General features: G+C 37.8%; 16 protein-coding genes. 12 read left to right on the top strand and 4 right to left on the bottom strand.

What is annotated here, in order from left to right; all coding sequences use genetic code 11:
- From DWB61_RS10865 to DWB61_RS10900, 9 genes are all read left to right on the top strand, one after another.
- The gene (locus DWB61_RS10865; protein ID WP_125030934.1) at positions 1-2,394 is read left to right on the top strand and encodes an ABC transporter substrate binding protein; all 2,394 of its coding nucleotides are present in this window, start codon (positions 1-3) and stop codon (positions 2,392-2,394) included.
- Between the two features lie 116 nt (positions 2,395-2,510).
- On the top strand, positions 2,511-3,956 hold the full coding sequence (locus DWB61_RS10870) for a sigma-54-dependent transcriptional regulator (protein ID WP_125030935.1): 1,446 nt from the start codon (positions 2,511-2,513) through the stop codon (positions 3,954-3,956).
- 316 nt (positions 3,957-4,272) lie between these two features.
- Positions 4,273-4,788 (top strand): hypothetical protein, encoded by a 516-nt coding sequence (locus DWB61_RS10875; RefSeq protein ID WP_125030936.1) that lies wholly within the window; start codon positions 4,273-4,275, stop codon positions 4,786-4,788.
- 753 nt (positions 4,789-5,541) lie between these two features.
- Positions 5,542-6,027, top strand: coding sequence for a LutC/YkgG family protein (locus DWB61_RS10880; RefSeq protein WP_125030937.1), 486 nt, complete (start codon positions 5,542-5,544; stop codon positions 6,025-6,027).
- 9 nt (positions 6,028-6,036) lie between these two features.
- Positions 6,037-8,184: an L-lactate dehydrogenase (quinone) large subunit LdhH gene (gene ldhH / locus DWB61_RS10885; RefSeq protein WP_125030938.1), complete on the top strand. Its 2,148-nt coding sequence runs from the start codon at positions 6,037-6,039 to the stop codon at positions 8,182-8,184.
- 21 nt (positions 8,185-8,205) lie between these two features.
- Complete coding sequence (locus DWB61_RS17680) at positions 8,206-8,367, top strand: hypothetical protein (protein ID WP_156190239.1); 162 nt, start codon at positions 8,206-8,208, stop codon at positions 8,365-8,367.
- A gap of 47 nt (positions 8,368-8,414) precedes the next feature.
- Complete coding sequence (locus DWB61_RS10890) at positions 8,415-10,073, top strand: L-lactate permease (RefSeq protein WP_125030939.1); 1,659 nt, start codon at positions 8,415-8,417, stop codon at positions 10,071-10,073.
- Between the two features lie 149 nt (positions 10,074-10,222).
- Entirely contained in the window at positions 10,223-13,054 is a 2,832-nt protein-coding gene (locus DWB61_RS10895) for an FAD-binding and (Fe-S)-binding domain-containing protein (RefSeq protein ID WP_125030940.1), read from the top strand.
- A gap of 333 nt (positions 13,055-13,387) precedes the next feature.
- Positions 13,388-14,623 (top strand): hypothetical protein, encoded by a 1,236-nt coding sequence (locus tag DWB61_RS10900; protein WP_125030941.1) that lies wholly within the window; start codon positions 13,388-13,390, stop codon positions 14,621-14,623.
- 147 nt (positions 14,624-14,770) lie between these two features.
- On the opposite strand, the gene DWB61_RS10905 is transcribed toward DWB61_RS10900, so the two are convergent.
- The 4 genes from DWB61_RS10905 to DWB61_RS10920 are packed head-to-tail and all read right to left on the bottom strand — an operon-like array spanning position 14,771 to position 18,023.
- The gene (locus DWB61_RS10905) at positions 14,771-15,181 is read right to left on the bottom strand and encodes a c-type cytochrome (RefSeq protein ID WP_125030942.1); all 411 of its coding nucleotides are present in this window, start codon (positions 15,179-15,181) and stop codon (positions 14,771-14,773) included.
- Positions 15,182-15,200: 19 nt separating this feature from the next.
- Positions 15,201-15,773 (bottom strand): hypothetical protein, encoded by a 573-nt coding sequence (locus DWB61_RS10910; RefSeq protein WP_125030943.1) that lies wholly within the window; start codon positions 15,771-15,773, stop codon positions 15,201-15,203.
- A complete protein-coding gene (gene nrfD / locus DWB61_RS10915; protein ID WP_125030944.1) occupies positions 15,770-17,122 on the bottom strand; it encodes an NrfD/PsrC family molybdoenzyme membrane anchor subunit in 1,353 nt (450 codons plus the stop codon). Before nrfD ends, DWB61_RS10910 begins: the two co-directional genes overlap by 4 nt.
- A gap of 1 nt (position 17,123) precedes the next feature.
- Complete coding sequence (locus DWB61_RS10920; protein ID WP_125030945.1) at positions 17,124-18,023, bottom strand: 4Fe-4S dicluster domain-containing protein; 900 nt, start codon at positions 18,021-18,023, stop codon at positions 17,124-17,126.
- Positions 18,024-18,346: 323 nt separating this feature from the next.
- Between DWB61_RS10920 and DWB61_RS10925 the strand changes: the two genes are divergently transcribed.
- The 3 genes from DWB61_RS10925 (at position 18,347) to rlmF (ending at position 20,415) form a co-directional block, all read left to right on the top strand.
- A complete protein-coding gene (locus DWB61_RS10925) occupies positions 18,347-18,892 on the top strand; it encodes a GNAT family N-acetyltransferase (RefSeq protein ID WP_125030946.1) in 546 nt (181 codons plus the stop codon).
- 163 nt (positions 18,893-19,055) lie between these two features.
- Positions 19,056-19,334 carry a cupin domain-containing protein gene (locus tag DWB61_RS10930; protein ID WP_125030947.1) on the top strand — a complete coding sequence of 93 codons (279 nt, stop codon included), beginning with the start codon at positions 19,056-19,058 and terminating at the stop codon, positions 19,332-19,334.
- 115 nt (positions 19,335-19,449) lie between these two features.
- A complete protein-coding gene (gene rlmF, locus DWB61_RS10935) occupies positions 19,450-20,415 on the top strand; it encodes a 23S rRNA (adenine(1618)-N(6))-methyltransferase RlmF (protein ID WP_125030948.1) in 966 nt (321 codons plus the stop codon).
- The last annotated feature ends 56 nt before the right edge of the window (positions 20,416-20,471 follow it).

Here is a 20,471-nt window from a genome sequence, read left to right on the forward strand (position 1 = left end):
ATGAAGTTGATAAACTATATCGCCTTATGCTGCTTCCTATTTTTATCTCTTCAATCTTTTTCTTCTGAACGAAAAAAGGTTCTTGTCTTGCATTCCTATCATCAAGGCTTGCAATGGACTGATAATGTAAATTCGGGTATTCAGGAAGTTATGGATTCTATAGGGAATCAGTATGAGTTAGATTATGAATATCTTGATACTAAGAGGAATCCGTCTCTGGAGTATCTCAATAAGGTGATTGAACTCTACGACCTAAAACTTCAAAAGGAAAAGTACGATGCCATTATTGTCTCAGATAACAATGCCTTGTCTTTTGTTAAAGATCATCGAGAAAAATACTTCCAAAATACGCCTATCATCTTTTGTGGGATTAATCATTTTAAGGATGAATTGATTGCGGGTTTGAGTAATATTACCGGTATTGCTGAAGCTGTGGATTTGGAAGGTATTGTCGATTTGGTCTTAAGTACCAGACCCAATACCAAACATCTTCTTGTTATCAATGATAACAAAACGACTACAGCCAGGTTGAATAAACTATTGATGCTTGATCTTGAAACGAAATACAAGAAAAGGCTGGATTTTACTTATTATGAGGATCAAAGTATTGACGAGTTGGTTGGAAACATACAAAAAGTAAAGGGTGACACTTCAATTTTGCTGCTGACCTACAATAAAGACAAAAATGGGAAATTCATTAGTTTTCAGGACAATTTAGATCTTTTGGTTCCTCAAAGCAGCGTTCCTGTTTATATTGCCTGGGCATTTTTTATATCCGACGGTGTGTTAGGTGGCAAAGTGGTTAGTGGTAAGCTTCATGGGCGAATGGCTGCTAAAATGGTTTTTAAGGTCATTGCTGGAACACCTGCAGACTCAATTCCGATTTACCGCGAGCCACTTGATGAGTATGTGGCAAACTATAAAGAACTTAGGCGGTTTGGGATAAATAGAGCTATTCTTCCAGCTGAAACGCATATCGTTAATGAACCTCAATCTTTTTATAGTGATAATAAGGAATGGATTCATATTGTACTTGTAATTCTCCTGTTAGCAACGATTATCATTCTTGTTCTCTCACGAGCGATATTACGCAGGATTAAGGCCGAAAAAGCCTTATTGAAGGAACAGGGACGATTAAAGATATCGGTGATGCATGAGCGTTTACTGGGTAAAATTGGACGCCTCTTAAATGCTTCGCAGGATTTTAAAAATGTTTTGGACGATGTCTTAAAATTGATGACTGATCAGATGGATGTGGCACGGGTTAGTCTTTATTCTTTCAACGATTCAGCGAATGCTGCTGTTAAAATTAATAGTCGGATTTTAACAAAGGGGGATCGTATTAAGGATGTTGATCGGTTTTATTTTTCTGAAATAGAGAATGCCATTAGTCGTGTGAAGATGAATCTTAGTGTTGTTTCAACAGATTTATCAAATTTAAATGAAATAGAGCAAGAATATTATAGAAAAAGAAATATTAAGGCCGTTGTTCTTTTGCCCGTTATGGTTGAGAATGAAGTTGTAGGCTTGATGGGTTTTTCACAAAATGAAGTTCATAAATGGACTCGTGATGAAATTAGTATTTTCTTTTCAACGGTCAATATGATAGCGAATGCCTGGGAACGTAATTCTTTAATGAATGCTAGAATTGAGGCAGAGCAGAAAAATGTTGAAGCTATGAGAATGTTGGAGGAATCCTCTCTCCTTGCCTCAATAGGGGTTTTGTCAGCAGGTATCACTCATGAAATTAATCAACCATTAAATGCCATTAAAATTTCCGCAGATAGTGTGTTGTTTTGGCAAAAGAGAAATCCAGGTTTATTGCCTGAAATGTTTGTCAGGAAAATCAATACGATCTCGGAAGAAACGTCACGTATAGATGCGATCATCAAGCATATGAGAACTTTCTATGATAAGCCCAATGTGGTTTTAAATGAGACAATAGATATGGTTGAAGGTGTGAGAAGATCTTTGGCTTTGGTTAAGCGTCAGGTTTGCGATCATAGCATTGAACTTGTTGATGAGCTTCCTAAAGCTTCTGTTTTGGTTTGTGCAAATTATGTGCAGTTCGAACAAATTGTTGTGAATTTGATTGTAAATGCCATGCATTCGTTGGATGAAGTTCAGAAGGCGAATAAGAAAATTAAACTTCTTGTTTATCAGGATTCCATTCATGGTGTTCTGGAAATTCATGATAATGGTGTAGGTATTGAAGATTCTATTCGTGAGAAAATATATGATCCTTTGTTTACGACCAAAGGAAAAGGAAAGGGGAGTGGTTTAGGTATGGCGATTGTCAAATTATTTATTGATAGATTTCAAGGTGAAATATCTAACCAGAATAATGAAGAGGGGGGAGCCAGTTTTATTCTGCGATTTAAATTACAAGATTAAGAATAGATTTGTATTTTCGACTTTAAATAGGATGAATCTCTATGAGTAAAATCTTTCGTTCTTAGATGAATGGTTTAAAAAAGCACTCCATATGCAAAATATAATACGATAACCATATGAAAATTCTTATTGTTGATGATGATATATCTAGTGGCTCTGCAGTTGCAGAATTTATTGAGGAGCAGTTAGGTTACAAAATAAAACTCTGCCACAGTGGAGATGATGCTTTGTCTTGTTTAAAAAACGACGATTATCAAATGGTTATCTCCGACATGAGAATGCCAGGTATTTCAGGTTTAGATCTTTTGAAAAGAATAAAGGGATTACCCTCTGGATCTTCTATTGAAGTGGTCATTATGACGGGTTTTGGAGATCTGGAATCATCTCTGGACGCTCTGCGTAACAATGCCTATGATTATTTGCTCAAGCCCGTTAATGTTGAGGAATTAGCCATTCTTATTGAGCGTGTTGCAGAGAGTATTCGATTGAAAGCTGAAAGTTGCAATTATAAAGAGAATTTTGAGAATAGGATTTCGAATGATAAAAAGGAAGAATCGGAACGAATTAATTACTACGAAACAACAATACGAGATATTACCAGTGTTGGAAAAGTAGGTGTTTTTTCTGATGCCATGCGAGCTGTGGTTAAAATGGCTGAACAATTTCATGAGGACAGATCAGTCCCTGTTTTGATTGAAGGTGAAACGGGTACTGGAAAAGAAGTTATGGCTCGTTTGGTTCATTATGGGCAAGAAAGTGATATGCTTCAGCCTTTTATTTCGATCAACTGTTCTGCTATATCCCCATCTTTGTTCGAAAGTGAACTGTTTGGATACGACCCGGGTGCTTTTACGGGTGCAAGGAAAGAAGGGAAGATTGGTAAATTGGAATTGGCACAAGGAGGTACACTTTTCCTGGATGAAATTGGAGAGATGCCTTTGGATATGCAACCCAAACTGTTGCGCGTATTACAGCAAAAGGAGATGTATCGTGTTGGAGGAAATAAAGCCATAAGTCTGGATGTTCGAGTGATTTTCGCTACCAATAGAAATCTGAAACAAATGGTGGCTGAAAAAACGTTTCGAAATGATCTCTATTATCGTTTGAATACTGGCAGACTGTATATTCCCCCATTGAGAGAGCGTAAAGAGGCAATTTTATCCTTTACACAAGTCTTTTTGGATCAGTATTCAAAAAAGCGTGGACGTCGATTTCGTTTCATCAGTAAGGCTGCAAAAAAAATATTACAGGAATACGATTGGCCCGGAAATATTAGAGAACTAAAAAATTCCATCGAAAGGGCAACACTGCTGTTTAACGATCTTGAGCTAAAACCTGAGCATTTGCGATTTCTGCAAGCTGAAGACACGGATTTTGTGACATCAGAACTAGCACTGGTTCCCGGTAAAATCGTTTTACCTGATGACGAATTGGATATTGAGCAGTTGGAGTTGGAAATTGTTCGAAAAGCCCTAAAAAAGTTTGATAACAATAAGTCTAAAACAGCAGACTATTTATGTATTACGCGAAGTGCTCTTCGGAGCCGAATGAATAAACTATAGCGTTTCTATACGATCTAATAAGAACGATCATATTCTATCACTTATATTAAAGCCAATCTTGCATGTGTAAGTTACATATGAAGGATTGGTTTTATTTGTGTTCAATTTGGTACGGCTGTTCATTTTTGAAACAAGCTATTCTTTTACTGTGCGTAATTGAACATTTTTATTCCAGGCTTTATATTGTCCTATCAGTCTGTAAGTATCATCTATCTAGGCTCTAGTGTTTTGTTCAGTTGTTTAAATTTGAAAAATAGATCTTTGGCACTTCTTTTGTTTTCCAATAAGCCAAAGTCTCACTTAAATTTGAACGGATATGGAACTTAGAACCGATACACAGGTGAATAAAACGATTGGTGTAAATCAAGATGAAAATCTTTTGGATTTATTTCTCTTGAATTCAAAAAACTTAGGACACGATTCCTTGAAAGTTGATAGTAACCTTTTCGCAGAAGCGGCTAAGCAAGAAAATGTGCAGTTTGAATTTATTCGATTGAAGAGTTTTGATCTGAATAAAGCATCCTTTGATATTAGTAATTCCAAAAATGCCATATTAGAGGCTGATTTTGGAATAGCCGATTCGGGTAAATTGGTTATTAATACAGAAGATTCAGATGTTTTGGTGACAATGTTATTGGCTGAATCGCTGCATATTATTCTTCCTTCCAGTAAAATTCTTTCTTCTATCTCACAATACGATCAGATGAGTGACAAGCCTGCTGTTGATATGTTTCGAGGTATCTCAAGTAATACGGCTCACTCTTATAATAATGAACTTTGTTTCTCTTCAACGAATCATCAAACCGTGGTTTATGTCATTGAGGATCTCTAATAACTAAAACAACTTACCTGTTTGCATAAGCCTCCATATCGTGGAGGTTTTTTTATACCTTAAATTTATTAATATCCTGTCTGTACTTGCCCTGTACATATTTATGTAGTCAGTTAGCCCGCCTAAACGTAATCGAATATGCATACTTTTCGCATTGCTGCCCCAGATTTGTAATCTGGGCTTAGAGAGTTAGGAATTTGCAATTCCCTTTTTTAATTGAATCATTTCAAACTAACCTATGGTATGACAGAGGGATGTGGTATTGTATAATGAATATTCATTATAATTCTACTTTTCGGTATTCCTTGGAACTTAGCCGTGCAGAATACGCCTTCATGTCGTCGCATTCATACTGTTTTTATGAAGCCTAATAACTGACAAGAACAACTGTTGGAATAAATGCTCTCTAAATTAATGTAGTGCTTTTCTATCTCGATAATTAATAAACCGCTTCGTTTTTTTATCTACTAATAGTCAGATTGATTATTAAATTCTTTTTAGAATGGCCCTTTATTTACTGTTCAAAAATAACCAAGTGTTCAGAATGGATAGCTGGAGTTTTAATAGTGTTCAAAATTGAACAGCTTTGAAACCCCTGTCAGTTAATCTTTGTGCAAACCTTTTCGAATAGCAATGTACTGATGCCTAGTCTTATACTTATTAGATTGATTCTATATAATAATACATGTGTGTTTTTGGCACTCCTATTGGTTAGTGAAGTCACAACAAAAAAGAAAAACTAACCCCCAGAATATGAAGATCGCTATGAAATTACTAGATCAGTTTTTAGAAAAATCTGCCCTTGTTGGAAATAACAACCGTATCATGAAGATTGCCGATTTCCAAAACGAGTTTAATAAGGACCAATTTGAATATATCCATGTTCCCAGTTTTGATTTAGCTCTAGATTGTTGTGCAGGTGAAGCTGGCATAGGGAGAGCATTAATCGAAGCAGATTTCGCCATAGGAGAAACAGGATCGGTTGTTATAGATAGTTGTAATGAGAATTTACGATTAGCAAGCTGCCTTGCCGAGAAACTTGACGTGATTTTCCCTTTAAGTAAACTGGTTGGCAGTATGCATGATGTTGCCGAATTCCTCGAAGAAAGAACCTCAGGAAGTGGAGGCTACGTTGCGTTTATAACCGGAGCCAGTCGTACAGCAGACATTGAACGAGTACTTACTGTTGGTGTACACGGGCCAAAGAAAATGACAGTTATTATTTTAAACGACTTATAAGCAGACACCATGACAATACAGACCCAAATAGATGAGAAATTAAACGATAAAGTATTGTATCAAAACCTTAAGGGTTTTGCTACAGCCTATAAGGCATCAAAGGTGAATGCTTACAAAGGCTTGGATTTCCAAGTCTTAAGAACTAAAGTTCATGATTTAAAAGATCGTGACTTGAATAAAGTCATGCAACAATTTAACTTATTTAGAGAGAATGTTGAGAAGCATGGTTGTAAAGTATTTCAGGCCCATACGGGTGATGATGCCTGTAGATATATAGCTGATGTTTTGAAAGATCATGGCGTAAAATATATGGTAAAGAGCAAGTCCATGACTTCTGAAGAAATCCAGTTGAATCAGTATTTGGAGAAAGAAGGTTTAAGTCCTATTGAAACTGATTTAGGCGAGTGGATTCTGCAGATTGCAAATGAACATCCTTCTCATATGGTAATGCCTGCTATTCATAAAACACGACAACAGGTTGCTAAAATATTTTCTGATTATACGGGAGAAGAAGTAGATTCTGAGAATATTAAAGCCATGGTCGAGATTGCACGTCGATTTCTTCGTGAATCTTATTTCAAATCAGGTGTTGGTATGACAGGTGCAAACGTTGCAGTTGCCAGTACAGGAACTATTGGTTTGATAACCAATGAAGGAAATGCACGCTTGTCATCGACTGTGCCTCCTGTGCATATTGTTTTGGTTGGTTACGAAAAGCTTTGCGATGATTTTAGTCAAGCACTGGATATTGTTCGTGTTCTTCCTAAAAGTGCAACCGGTCAAATCATAACTTCCTATACAACTTGGATTAAGGGTAGAGTCCCATCTCATAAAAACGAGGACGGAATTAAAGAAACGCATTATGTCTTTCTTGACAATGGGCGACTGGCCTTTTTTGAACATCCTAAATTCAAGGAAGCTTTAAAATGTATTCGTTGTGGTAGCTGTGCCAATATTTGTCCTGCTTACGAAATGGTTGGAGGTCATGTTTATGGAGACAGGTATATTGGCTCAATAGGTCTGATTCTAACAGCGCTTTATCAAGGCGATGAAGCTGCCAAAGACATTCTTAAAATGTGTATTGGATGTAGAGCCTGTTCTTTCAATTGCCCTTCAGGCATAGACCTTCAAAGTTTGATTTCGGATTTAAAACTCGTTGTAGGTAAAAAGTATGGGATTAATCCCATTAAAGAGAAGGTGTTTAAAACTGTGGTTGCCAAACCCAAAAGAATGAAATCCCTTTTAAGTCTGGGCGCAAGTTTCCAATTCCCATTAACCTCGACCCATAAGTTGAATCAGGAAAAAATAATCAAGACAGTTCCCATGTTGCCTAAGGAAATGGATTTTAGAAAATTTCCTGCATTGGCTTCCAAAACCTTTAGTAAGCGCTTTTTCAAGGACGGCTATGATCAGTTTTCTTCACAACGTAAAGTTTTCTTTTACCCTGGTTGTGCCATTGAGTATTTCTATCCTGAAATGGGATTGGCTATGGTCAAGTTGCTTCAAAAGAGCGGTATTCAGGTCGATATTCCTAAAACGGCAGCTTGTTGTGGTATTCCTTCAATTGCTTCCGGAGATCCTGACAATGCCAAAACAATGATCTATAACACCTTAGATAATCTTAATGATGCTGCTGACTATGAAGCCCTATTGGTTCTTTGTCCAACCTGTGGAGGAGCGATTAAACATGAGTTCTTGGATTTCACAAAAGAAGATCCTGATCGATACAAAAAGGCTTCTCAATTAGGAAGCATGGTAACGCCAGTTGGAAAGTTTTTGGAAGACAATAACATTAAGTTCAAGCTGCTGGGGCAAAATACGGTAACCTATCATACGCCTTGTCACGATTCCAGATCACTGGATTATTCTGCAGAGGCGTTTCTTTCAACGGTTCTTGGGAAACAATTTATTCCCCTTACCGATAGTAATGTTTGCTGTGGATTTGGAGGAACTTATTCGCTTGACTTTTCAAGTATTTCGAATGGCATATTGAATAAGAAAATTGAAAATATTGACGCGACTCAAGCCGATATTCTGGTTACTGATTGCCCTGGCTGTGTGATGCAGATTAATGGAGGTTTAATGCATCAAAATAAAGCGGTAAAGGTTATGCATCTTACCGAATTTATCGAAAAGCACTTGGTTGTTGTTGAGTAACACTAATAAAAAATAAGCCTTATGGAATTCAATGTAAATAAGATGGAAACGAATAAAGATTTAGCCGATTTGAAGCACAAACTTGCTGCTTTGGATGGTATCATGCAAGCAGGATTTACAACAATACATCCGCATGATAATGATGCCCCAATAAGCGATAGCAATAGTGAATTGAAGTCTTAATATATCATATTACTAACCTATAATAATCACGACCTAAAATTTAACTTATGAACGCAATACTTGCATTTTCCCCAATTCTACTAACCATCATCTTAATGGTTGGTTTTAACTGGGGTGCAAAAAAGGCCCTGCCTTTATCATTATTAGTGGCTATAACCATAGCTCTTGGAGTTTGGAAAATTGATCTTCATCATGTTCTGGGTTATTCCTTTTTTGGATTCTTAAAGGCATTTGATATTCTCATCATTATTTTCGGTGCCATTTTGATACTGAATACCATGAAGATATCGGGTGCCATGGCTGCCATTAATAACGGTTTCAATGGTATAACAACGGATAGACGCATACAGGCAATTATCATTGGTTTTATGTTTGGAGCCTTTATAGAAGGTGCGGCAGGTTTTGGAACTCCCGCAGCTTTGGCTGGCCCCCTTTTAGTTGGCTTGGGTTTCCCTCCTTTGGCTGCAGCTATGGTTGCTTTAATTTACAATTCAGTACCCGTTCCTTTTGGTGCGGTGGGAACACCCATTAGTGGTGGAGCCATGGCTACCCTTAGCGAAAACCTCTCAGGTGTGGGTGCAAACATTGAAGGTTTTAAGTTGATGTTGACCAAGTGGGTTGCCATACCCAATGCTATGGTTGGAATTTTTATTCCTCTATTAGGACTTATCATATTGACACGTTTCTTTGGAAAAGAGAAATCAATAAAACCAGCTTTGGCTGCTGCGCCATTTGCAATCTTTGCAGGTTTGGTTTTTGTAGTACCTTATGTTTTAATTGCAGCGACTTTAGGTCCAGATTTACCTTCTCTTTTAGGTGGATTCATCGGTTTAGGGATTGTAATTTTTGCAGCAAAAAGAGGTTTTCTTGTTCCTAAAAAGAAATGGGATTTTCCAATAAAATCTGAATGGGAAAAATCATGGATGTCTAATGAAACCATACAGGAGCCAACTGAAAATAAAATGGGGCTTTTTAAAGCCTGGATGCCATACGCGTTAATTGCCATTATATTGGTTGTGACGCGTATTCCTGCATTGGGATTGAAATCTTTTCTTGCTTCTCAAACTTTAACTATATCTAATGTGTTGGGTATCGCAGACTTAAATTATGTTTTGAAATGGGCATACCTTCCAGGAACGATTCCTTTTATATTGGTTGCTTTAATTACCAATGTGATGTATCGCATGAAGACCAAGGAAATTTTATCGTCCTGGAAGACGACCTTTAAGCAAATCAATGGTGCTGCAATTGCTTTGCTTGCCGGAGTTGCCATGGTCCAGTTGATGTTGAAGTCGGGAACCAATGGGGCTGGATTGGAGAGTATGTTGACGGTTATGGCCAATTCGATTGCTGATTTGTCGGGTGCAGCTTATCCTGTGATATCACCTATTGTTGGTATTCTGGGCTCTTTTATGTCAGGTTCTGCAACGGTATCCAATTTATTATTTGCTTCTCTGCAATTCGAAACAGCTTCCATTCTTCATATTCCGGAGGTATTAATTGTTGCAGCACAAACCAGTGGTGCCGCACTTGGAAATATGATTTGTGTTAACAATGTTGTTGCTGTTTGTGCAACAGTGGGCTGCGTAGGAGCCGAAGGAATCATTATACGACGAAATGCAATTCCTGCTTTCATCTATTATCTGCTTATCATGTTTATTATTGTGGTTTTGATCAGTTTAGGTTTTAACCCAATGCCATTGTAAAGAAACGCTGGATATAGAATTTGAATATTTGGTTCGGCTCCAAAATTCTAAGGACCGATTGCTATACCATTATCAGTTTATTGATGAGCTTCATTTCATGATTGATTTAGGCTTAATCTAAGATTGGAATTATACTAAAATACGAAACTATGTTGAAAGGAAATTATAAGAAGTTTTACGATGAAATAAAATCAACGATTGAATCTTCGCGCTTGTATACAGATGAAATTAGAAATTTAGCTTATGGAACCGATGCCGGTTTTTATCGCTTAATTCCTCAGATCGTTGTACGGGCTATGAATGATCATGAAGTGCAAAAGGCATTGCTCTTAGCCAATAAATATGAATTGCCTGTCACTTTTAGGGCTGCGGGAACAAGTCTCGCAGGACAGGCAATTACTGACTCAATACTTATTATTGCCGGAAAAAATTGGGAAGGGTTTGATGTTCTTAAAAATGGAGAAGAGATTCGCATGCAACCTGGTATTGTTGGTGCTCGTGTCAATCAAATTCTGGCTCCTTACGGTCGTAAGTTAGGGCCCGATCCTGCTTCTATCAATTCTGCTATGATTGGGGGAATCGTGATGAACAATGCCTCGGGGATGAATTGTGGAACTCATGAGAATTCGTATAAAACAATTCTTTCTGCACGTTTGATTTTTGCTGACGGAACCGTGCTCGACACGGGATCTTATGAAAGCAAAAAGAACTTCATGAAAACACATGCTTCTTTTATTCAGAAGATTGAAGAGATGCGAGATAGCGTGCGTGCCAATCAGACTTTGGCAGATCGCATTCGTTACAAATACAGTATAAAGAATACGACTGGACTTAGTATTAATCCTTTTATCGATTATTTTGATCCCTTTCAAATTATTGTGAATTTAATGGTGGGTTCAGAAGGAACGCTGGCTTTTATGTCGGAGTTGACAATGAAAACGGTTGTCAATCCTAAATATAAGGCCAGTGCCATGATTTATTTTCATGATATTGTCAGTGCATGTAAATCGGTTTTAAGCATGAGGCTTGGACCGGTGCATGGCGCTGAAATGCTTGATAGAATTGCTTTGCGTTCTGTTGAAAATGCTGATGGTATTCCTCCTTTCATCAAAGATTTTCCTGATGGTGTGACTGCCATTCTTGTTGAAACATTGGCTGATAGTAAAGAAGATCTTGATGATAACATCAATGAAATTAAATTACTCTTAAAGGGCTATAAAACGGTTCGTCCTATTGAATTTACCGATAAACCAGAGGAGTATTCCAAGTACTGGAACATCCGAAAAGGGGTATTTCCTGCGGTTGGGGGCTTACGTGAAAAAGGGACCACTTGTATTATCGAAGATGTTGCTTTTCATCTTGAGGATTTACCTCAAGCCACTGCAGATCTGCAAGACCTGATTGCCAGGCATGGTTATAAGGATGGTGTGATTTATGGACATGCTCTGGAAGGCAACTTTCATTTTATATTCAACCAGAATTTCGACAAGCCTGAAGAGCTCGAGCAATATAAAAAATTTATGGCTGAGGTCGACTACTTAGTTGTTGATAAGTACGATGGTTCGTTGAAGGCTGAGCACGGCACGGGACGGAATATGGCACCTTTTGTCAAGCACGAATGGGGCGAAGAAGCCTTTCAGTTGATGAAAGATATTAAACAGCTGTTCGATCCCAAAAATTTATTGAACCCTGGTGTTATTCTTAATGATGATCCAGATTGTTACATCAAGAATTTTAAGACACTTGCCCCTGTACATGAGATTGTCGATACCTGTATTGAGTGTGGTTTTTGTGAAGTGAATTGTTTAACGGCAGGTTATTCGCTTTCTGCACGTCAACGCACTGTTGTGCAACGAGAGATTAGGCGTTTGGAAATGTCTGGCGAAGATAATGAACGTTTAAACAAATTGAAAAAGGGTTTCGTTTATTTGGGCGAGCAAACTTGTGCGGGTGATGGTTTATGTGCGACGTCTTGTCCTGTAGGAATTGATACTGGAAAATACATTAAATATTTGAGATCACTAGATATGGCTGGTGATAAAGCTCAAAAGTACAGTAAAATGGCTGCCGATAATATGCATAAAATTGGTCCTGTTATTCGTGGCAGTCTTAATTTTGTAAATGGAGTTCATACGGTAATGGGCACAACCCTATTGGGAGCTGTGGCTGGAGGTTTTAGAACTCTGAGTGGCAATACGATTCCACTTTGGACTGCTGCAATGCCTAAAGGAGCCAATGCTCCAACTCCTCATCCCATAAATAAAGAAAATCCTTTGAAGGTGGTGTATTTCCCTTCTTGTATTGCCCAGACGATGGGGCCAGCCAAGGGAGATCCTTACAAACAACCCCTGCATATCGTCACGCAAAATTTATTGGAGAAAGCGGGTTATGAAGTGATTTTTCCTGAAAAGATGAGCTCTTTGTGTTGTGGCACACCATGGGAGAGTAAAGGATTTATGAAGCATGCCGATCAGAAATCTTCTGAATTGGAGGCGGCATTAGGTAAAGCATCCGAAGGAGGGAAATATCCGATACTTTGTGATACTTCACCTTGCCTTTATCGTATGCGACGCGTGATGGACGAAAAGCTAAAACTTTACGAACCTGTTGAATTTATTCACGAATTTTTGATGGACAAACTATCATTCGATAAGGTGAATGAAGTAGTTGCCATTCATGCAACCTGTACAACCACAAAAATGGGATTAACTCCACAATTGAGAACCGTTGCCGAAGCCTGTGCTCAGCAAGTGGTTATGCCTGGTGAAGTTGGTTGTTGTGGTTTTGCAGGAGATCGTGGATTTAATTTCCCGGAGATCAATAAATATGCCCTTCGTAAGTTGCGACCTGTATTGAATGAAAGCAAAGTTGTTGCTGGTTACTCAAACAGTAGAACTTGTGAAATTGGCTTAAGTAATAGTGGCGGTGTTCCCTATCAGTCTATTATCTATTTGGTAGATAGAGTGACCTGTGCGAGATAACGAGCTTATAAAATAGTTTGAGAGTAGTTAGGGAAAGCCCTACTACTGTTGTTGTGAACATACACATAAGGCAATTCTGATTCCAATAAAAGGTTTTTATTTGACTTAACTTTTAAGGACGTTTAGCTTTTGTCTTAGGTGTATGATTGATTGTTGTGAAATGCATATAAAACAGACCTGACAAATTAATGAAGGATTTTAATTTGACTTAGCTTTCTATAGATAAATCAGGCTCTGTTTTTATGCGCATTATTAAATCTGATTTAACCCAAATAATTAAACCCCAAACATTCAAATAAGCCTGTCGTTTATTTGTTTGTAAAAAATACGATAATGAAAAAGATTATACTAATGTTAATCGCCTTCGCTCCTCTGTTGAGTTTAGCCCAAAAAAAGGAAGAGATTAAAGTAAAGATAAGTGGCTTTGTATCGGCTGAAGCCATATTGGATACACGAAAGACTGTTAATTCCCGCGAAGGGGATGTAATACTTTACCCAGCTCCAAAATCTGCTGATATTAATGGTGCTGATCTTAATGATAGGTCGGAATTGTTTATGACTTCAATACATTCCCGATTGAATGTAGGTGTTTCGGGTTTCGAAGCCTTCGGAGCAAAAGGTTCGGCAACTATTCAAGGTGACTTTGTTGGGACCTCAAATGATAAAATTGGCTTATTCCGATTAAGACATGCTTTTGTGAAGTTAAATTGGGAGAAAGATGAACTATTGGTAGGTAAGTATTGGCATCCCATGTTTGTAACGTCTTGTTACCCGAATGTCTTGCATTGGGGTGGGGGATTGCCTTTTAATGTTTTGGGAAGAGCACCTCAGTTTCGTTACACTCGTAAGTTAAGTGACAAAGGCTATGCGATGTTAGCCGTCTTATCTGAAATGGATTTTAAAAGCACAGGTCCCGAAGGTGCTAACGTGAAGTATGCCCAACAAGCCAGCATTCCTGAATTTTCGGCTCAAGTGAAGTACGATTTGGCAAAGGGATTCAGTCTGGGAGCGACGGCAGGATATAAGTTTTTAAAACCTATGGTCGTAAATCCTATGGGAGCAAAAACCAATGAGCTATTGTCAAGCTATCAGATGAATGCTTGGATGACTTTTAAGACTGATAAAATCGCCTGGAATTTGCAAACCATTTATGGTCAGAACATGTATAACTTTGTCATGATAGGGGGCTATGGTGTAAAGAATGTGAAAGCCAATGGCGATTATGAATATACAAATATCAAAACCTCATCGGTATGGTCTGATGTATATACCACAACGGGAAATATTCGATATGGCTTGTTTGCTGGCTATACGAAAAATCTAGGAGCAGATGATGATCTGGCTAGGAATGATGAAGGTTTTGTTGGCCTTTACAGCCGGGGAGCAGATATTAACTATGTGTATCAATTTGGACCTCGTGTAGAAATCTACTCAGGTAGTTTTATGATTGGAACACAAGTTTTATATACTTCTGCGGCATATGGTTCAACACAGGTTAATGGTCAGGTTAGTGATTCAGAAGAAGTCGGAAGTATGCGCTTTCAGCTTCATTTTAAATATGCATTCTAATGGATAAAGACTTTGGATTATAGATATTTGTTTTTTATCGATTCACAATTTCCTTAATAGTTTTTAGTAGTTGTATATTTTTATTAGCCCCAAGCCTCGGCTGGGGCTAATTTTTTATCTGCTATCCTTATATCGAGCTATTGTAACTTATTTATTGAGTGTTCTGATGTAGTTAACCAATAACCATCGGTCTTCATCATCTTTTATTTTCTTCTCATACGAAGGCATTTCATCCCGACCAAAAATGGTTTTGTAGTAGAGCTCACCGTCAGTCTGACATTGAAACTCTTCGCTGGTGAAATTAGGTATTGCAGTCTTTAATGATTTACTTTTAGTTCCATCTCCCATTCCAGTCTTACCATGACATGATTTACAATGCACCACATAGAGCGTTTGCCCTACTCTTTCAGAATCTTCGACTCCAGCATAGGGGTTCTTCATTTTTTTATACTTTGCTGGAACTTCCCAGCTCTCACTTGTTGAAAATGGTTTAATAAAAGCCATTAAAAACAAAGTTGCGACTCCAATTAATACGATTACTAAAGTTCTTGTATTCATAGTTTTTGTTTTTTAATGATTACTCCTTTTTTATCAGATACATCTCGTAGCAGATGTAAAAAATAATGCCCCATACTCCTAATAACAAGACGTTGACTAGGATTAATAAAGTCAGGGGTGCATTTGCCCGTGCAGACCAAAGCGATCTTTTTTCCTCTGACCTATCGTAAAGAACGGGAATACCCCATTTTACCTTTGTGTATATGATGGTATCCCTTATGGTTTCAGCATCTTCAATTTTTATAATGAGATTCAAATTGCCGATTGAGTCACCCGGAAGATCTGATGGAAATTTAATTTCAACCAAACCCTTTTCATCAGTTGTATTGAATCGATCCCCAAGGGGTAAATTCGTAAACAAGCGTTCCACATAGAGTAAGACATCTAATTCTTCCACAGGATTTAGATCAGAACCATTTCGTTGAAAAATCTGAATAGCGATTCGTTTATCTGACTCGTCATCAATAAATCTGCATTGGATTTCTGCTGTTTTCTTCTGTGAGAAAGCAACCAATCCACCCATTAAAAAAAGCATTAAAATGAGTTTTCTAAGTAGATAGTAATTTGGCTTTATGTCGATATTTTTTTTCATTTGTCAGTAGATTGAACTTCTCCGTTATCTTGATGATTGATATATTCCTGAATGGGGATAATAGGGAATAGTTTGAGCAGAACGGTGATGATGAGTAAGACACCTGCAAATGAAGCCAGGGTAATAGCCCATTCTTCCCAGCTTGGATAATAATGTAAATACGACTCATCCACATCTTGGATGGGAAGGTAAGGATGCTGTAGTGATGGAATAACAATTAGGAATCTTTTGAACCATGCACCCATAAGAACAAAAAAAGAAACAATCATGACAACAAATGGCTTGCGACCAAACTTAAACAGCATAACCAAAATGGGCAACATGAGTCCTGGAATCTGAACCAGCCAGTACATTGTAGCATAGTCTCCGCTGAAGAGTTCAGTGATATGCTCTCCTTCAACACCAACCATTTTAAAGGCTGGCCCCAAATACTCGTTGATATTGAAGTACAAATAAACCAATGACAGTAGCACCAGGATTTTAGCCATTTTATCGAAGTGGTCATTGGTGATAAAATCTTCAAGCCTAAACGATCTGCGAATAAAAAACATGGCAATAATAATAACAGCAGCTCCCAGCATAAAGGCTCCAGAAACAAAGTAAGGGCCTAAGTTAGTGCTATCCCATCCTGGACGCCATGTGGTTGCAAATAGCCAGGACGTGATGGTGTGGATGGCAAATGCAACCGGAATCACCATGATTTCGAGAATGGTAGATGTTTTCTTCAAACGTCTCAACTGCCCAGGTTTATTTTGCCAGTTAAGAGCCAGTATTTTGTACATTTTCTGTCTCCATATTGAAATATTTTTCAAGCGGTCTCGGCAGAGAGCAATGTCTGGCAGCATTGGGAGATACAGTAAGAGAACGCTAATAATTAGGTAAGTCATAATAACCAATACATCCCATATAATGGGAGATTGTATCCTTCCATAGAAAATGACATTCAAAAAACGATCAGGGCGTCCCATATCAACAATAATAATAACAGCTGCGCAAATGATAGCCGCAACAGCGATTATTTCCGAAATTCGGGTTAAGGGGTAGGACCATTTAACCTTGGCTAGTTTTAAAATTGAGCTAACTAATGAGCCTATCAGACTGACGGCTACAAAGAATACGAAATTTGAGATGTATATTCCCCATGAAGTATAGTCTCTCATGGATGTGACGATTAGACCAAATCGGAGTTGTCGGTAATAGGCAAAACAACCTACGAAAATGATGACTAAAAGTGCAATAATCCAGATTTTAAAAATAGGATTGGGGCGGCCAACAGTACTTAGGAGCTTTTTTATCACATGATCATCACGATGCTTTATGTCTTGCTGTGTCGTGTTATTTTCAGTCATATTAGGCTTTTGTATCTTTAAATGGGAATAAACGGTCAACCGGAGGCAGATAATAAACATTGGGTTCTGTGCCCAATTCCTCCAAATATCTGTAACCCGCTTTATCACGAAGAAGCTTACTTAAACGGACTGTATCCTCTCCATTAGTAACAGTATCTTCATTGGCATCACCAAAATACAGAACTCCATTAGGACAAGCTGTAATACAGTGAGGGAGTTTCTTACCTCTGATCATATCAGGACAGAAATCACATTTTTCTACAGTCCCAATTTTGCTCGGAGTACTTGTCTCTGGTGAGTATTTTATATTCGTCACGTCCTGACTTTGTTTAGGCTTGCCCCAATTAAACACCCTCGCAGAATAGGGACATGCAGCCATACAGAATCTGCAACCAATGCATCTTTCATTATCGATAAGAACAATATTATCCGATCGTTTATAGGTTGCTCCCACGGGGCATACTTTAACACAAGGCGGATTGTCGCATTGAAAACATTTTTTTGGCATCCAGTAAGGGGCAGATCTGGGATTGTCTTGGATTTCGAGTACTTTAATAAAAGGACGATCAGGCGTTAAATTATGATGGTGTTCGCAGGCCCTAATACATTCTCGGGCATTCTTGCATTTGGCTAAATCGACCACCATTACAAATTTCCTTCCAGGAATGCCTTTTCGGGATTCTTCAATATTTGCAAAATGGGGATGTGCCATGGACATATCGGTTTCATTCACTTCCATGAGTTTCCCTTCAGGTGTCATCACTTTAATCATTTTCCCTCCGGGTTTTGAGGACGAAGTGCATGATAGTAGTTTAACTCCAAGTATTGATCCTAGACCAAGAAGTCCGGTGTATTTAATCAAACTTCTTCTGGTAAAACGCTTTGTTTCATTTTTTTTCATTCTACAGATTTAGTTGTGATGGAAGTGATTCGTCAATATGTCAGGTATTTAGCCTCTAATAAATATACAAAATTATTATTCAATTATTTAATCGAAATTGATAAGGCCTTATTTTGAAGGAGGCTTTAAAGCTTAAAATATTACAAAATTGACATCCTTTTCAATAATTTATTTAGATAGTCTAATTATAAACCTGAGGAATGTTCATAATGATGAATAATCACTATTTTTATCTATCTCATATTTAACTGGTAGAATGCCCCTTATTAGATATTGGAATTAAATGAAGTCATATTTTGTTATCATGAAAAGAACAGATATCGATGAAAAATAAATTAGAAATAAATGCCGAAAGACTGTTATTGCGAAGGGTCTGTCAAGAGGATGCTGAAAACATATTTAAATACCGCTCAGATGCTGTGACAAACCAATATCAAGGTTGGATTCCTAAGACTTTAGATGATGCTCATAATTTTATTAGTAAGGTTGCTGAGACAATCGATGAGTATAATACCTGGTTCCAATTAGGTATTATCAATAAGGAGAATGGTGAATTGATAGGAGATTTGGGCATTCATTTTTTTGATATTGACAAGTTCCAGGTTGAAATTGGCTGCACTATAGAAAAAAAATATCAGGGAAAAGGCTTTGCAAGTGAGGCTTTAAATGCAATAATAAAGTACCTGTTTACGGATTTGAACAAACGTCGAATTATTTGCTCCATTGATCCCCGTAATGTCAACTCAATTAAAATGGTCGAAGGCTTGGGTTTTCGGAAAGAGGCGCATTTTAAGCAGAGCATCCTGATAGATGGTGAGTGGTTTGATGATGTGGTTTATTCCCTTTTAAAGGATGAGTGGAATTATTAGATTCTAAAACAATAGGCCACAGATTTATCCAAAGGAATATCTGATGTTCAATAAAATTTGGATTTAAAAAATAAAATGATTCTTTCGGATAAAATTTGTGTTAATCTGCATAATCTGTAGTTTTGAATGATTTGTAGAATAGTGTATTTAAAAGAAGAAAGATATGAAAAGAAAAACATCCTTTGGAAGCATGGAAACCCTTCTTGAAAAAGGTGGACAAATTGTGAGCGAAATACTGGTTTTCGAAAAAGAAGGCCGAGGGCATAAGCACCCATTGTGGGAAATATGCTACGTAACTGAAGGAGCAGGTATCATAGTAAATGGTGATAAGCATGAGCAAGTGAAGAAAGGTTCAGTCTGTAAAATAGCTCCCAATACCGATCATTGGATGATTCCTGATGTACATATGGAGGTCTTATTGGTCTATTCGCCCAATCCATAGAAATCGAATGGCAGCTTTGTGATCATTATCGCTAAAATAGTCGTATTTTTGCAGATCGCTGATGGTTTATTTATACCAATAAAATACCGATTATTCATATTCAGATTATAAAGCTATGCTTCCAGATAAGAAAGAACACGCTAAGATAAAATCAAGATTACACCCTCGCAATAAGAATCGAGAGCGTTACGATTTCAAAGAACTACTTGAGTCATGTCCAGACTTAAAGCCTTTTATGATATTAAACAAGTACGATGATCAGTCTATTGATTTTGCAGATCCCAAGGCGGTTAAAATGCTGAATAAGGCTTTGTTGATGCATTATTACGGACTGAGCGAATGGGATATTCCTGAGAACTATTTATGTCCTCCAATTCCTGGTAGAGCTGATTACATTCACCATATTGCAGATCTTTTGTGCAGGAGTAATTTTGGTGAAATGCCCAAAGGGGAGAAGATTACCTGTCTTGATGTTGGTGTTGGTGCCAATTGCATTTACCCAATTATAGGACGAACAGAATACGGTTGGTCTTTTATTGGAACCGATATTGATCCTATTGCTCTAGCTTCTGCTAACAAAATCATTGAATTTAACCCAACACTTAAGGGTGGTGTGGAGTGCCGACTGCAAGCTAGCAGTAAGGATTATTTTTATGGTGTCTTTACTCGCGAAGAACGTGTGGATATGACCGTATGTAACCCGCCATTCCATGCTTCAGCAGAAGATGCACAGGCTGCTTCGAAACGTAAGGTGAATAACCTAAATGAGAAGAAAGTAAAAACCCCAACATTAAACTTTGGGGGGCAGCAAAACGAATTGTGGTGCGAAGGTGGCGAAGGCCGTTTCCTGAAAACGATGATTTCGGAAAGTAAGAAGTTTGGAAAGAGCTGCTTTTGGTTCTCAAGCCTTGTTTCTAAGCAATCGAATTTAAAGTTGGTTAATAAAGTTCTGCAGGAGCTTGGTGCTGAAAAGGTAGAGGTTATTCCTATGGGACAAGGCAATAAAACCAGCCGTATTGTGGCTTGGACATTCCTAAACACTGAAGAGCAAAAGGAGTGGAAAGAGACCCGCTGGAAGTAATGCAAGATTTCTAAAAATGTAGAAGAGGATGATCAGAATTGGTCATCTTTTTTTTA

Source organism: Ancylomarina euxina (genome assembly GCF_003863355.1).
GTDB lineage: Bacteria > Bacteroidota > Bacteroidia > Bacteroidales > Marinifilaceae > Ancylomarina > Ancylomarina euxinus.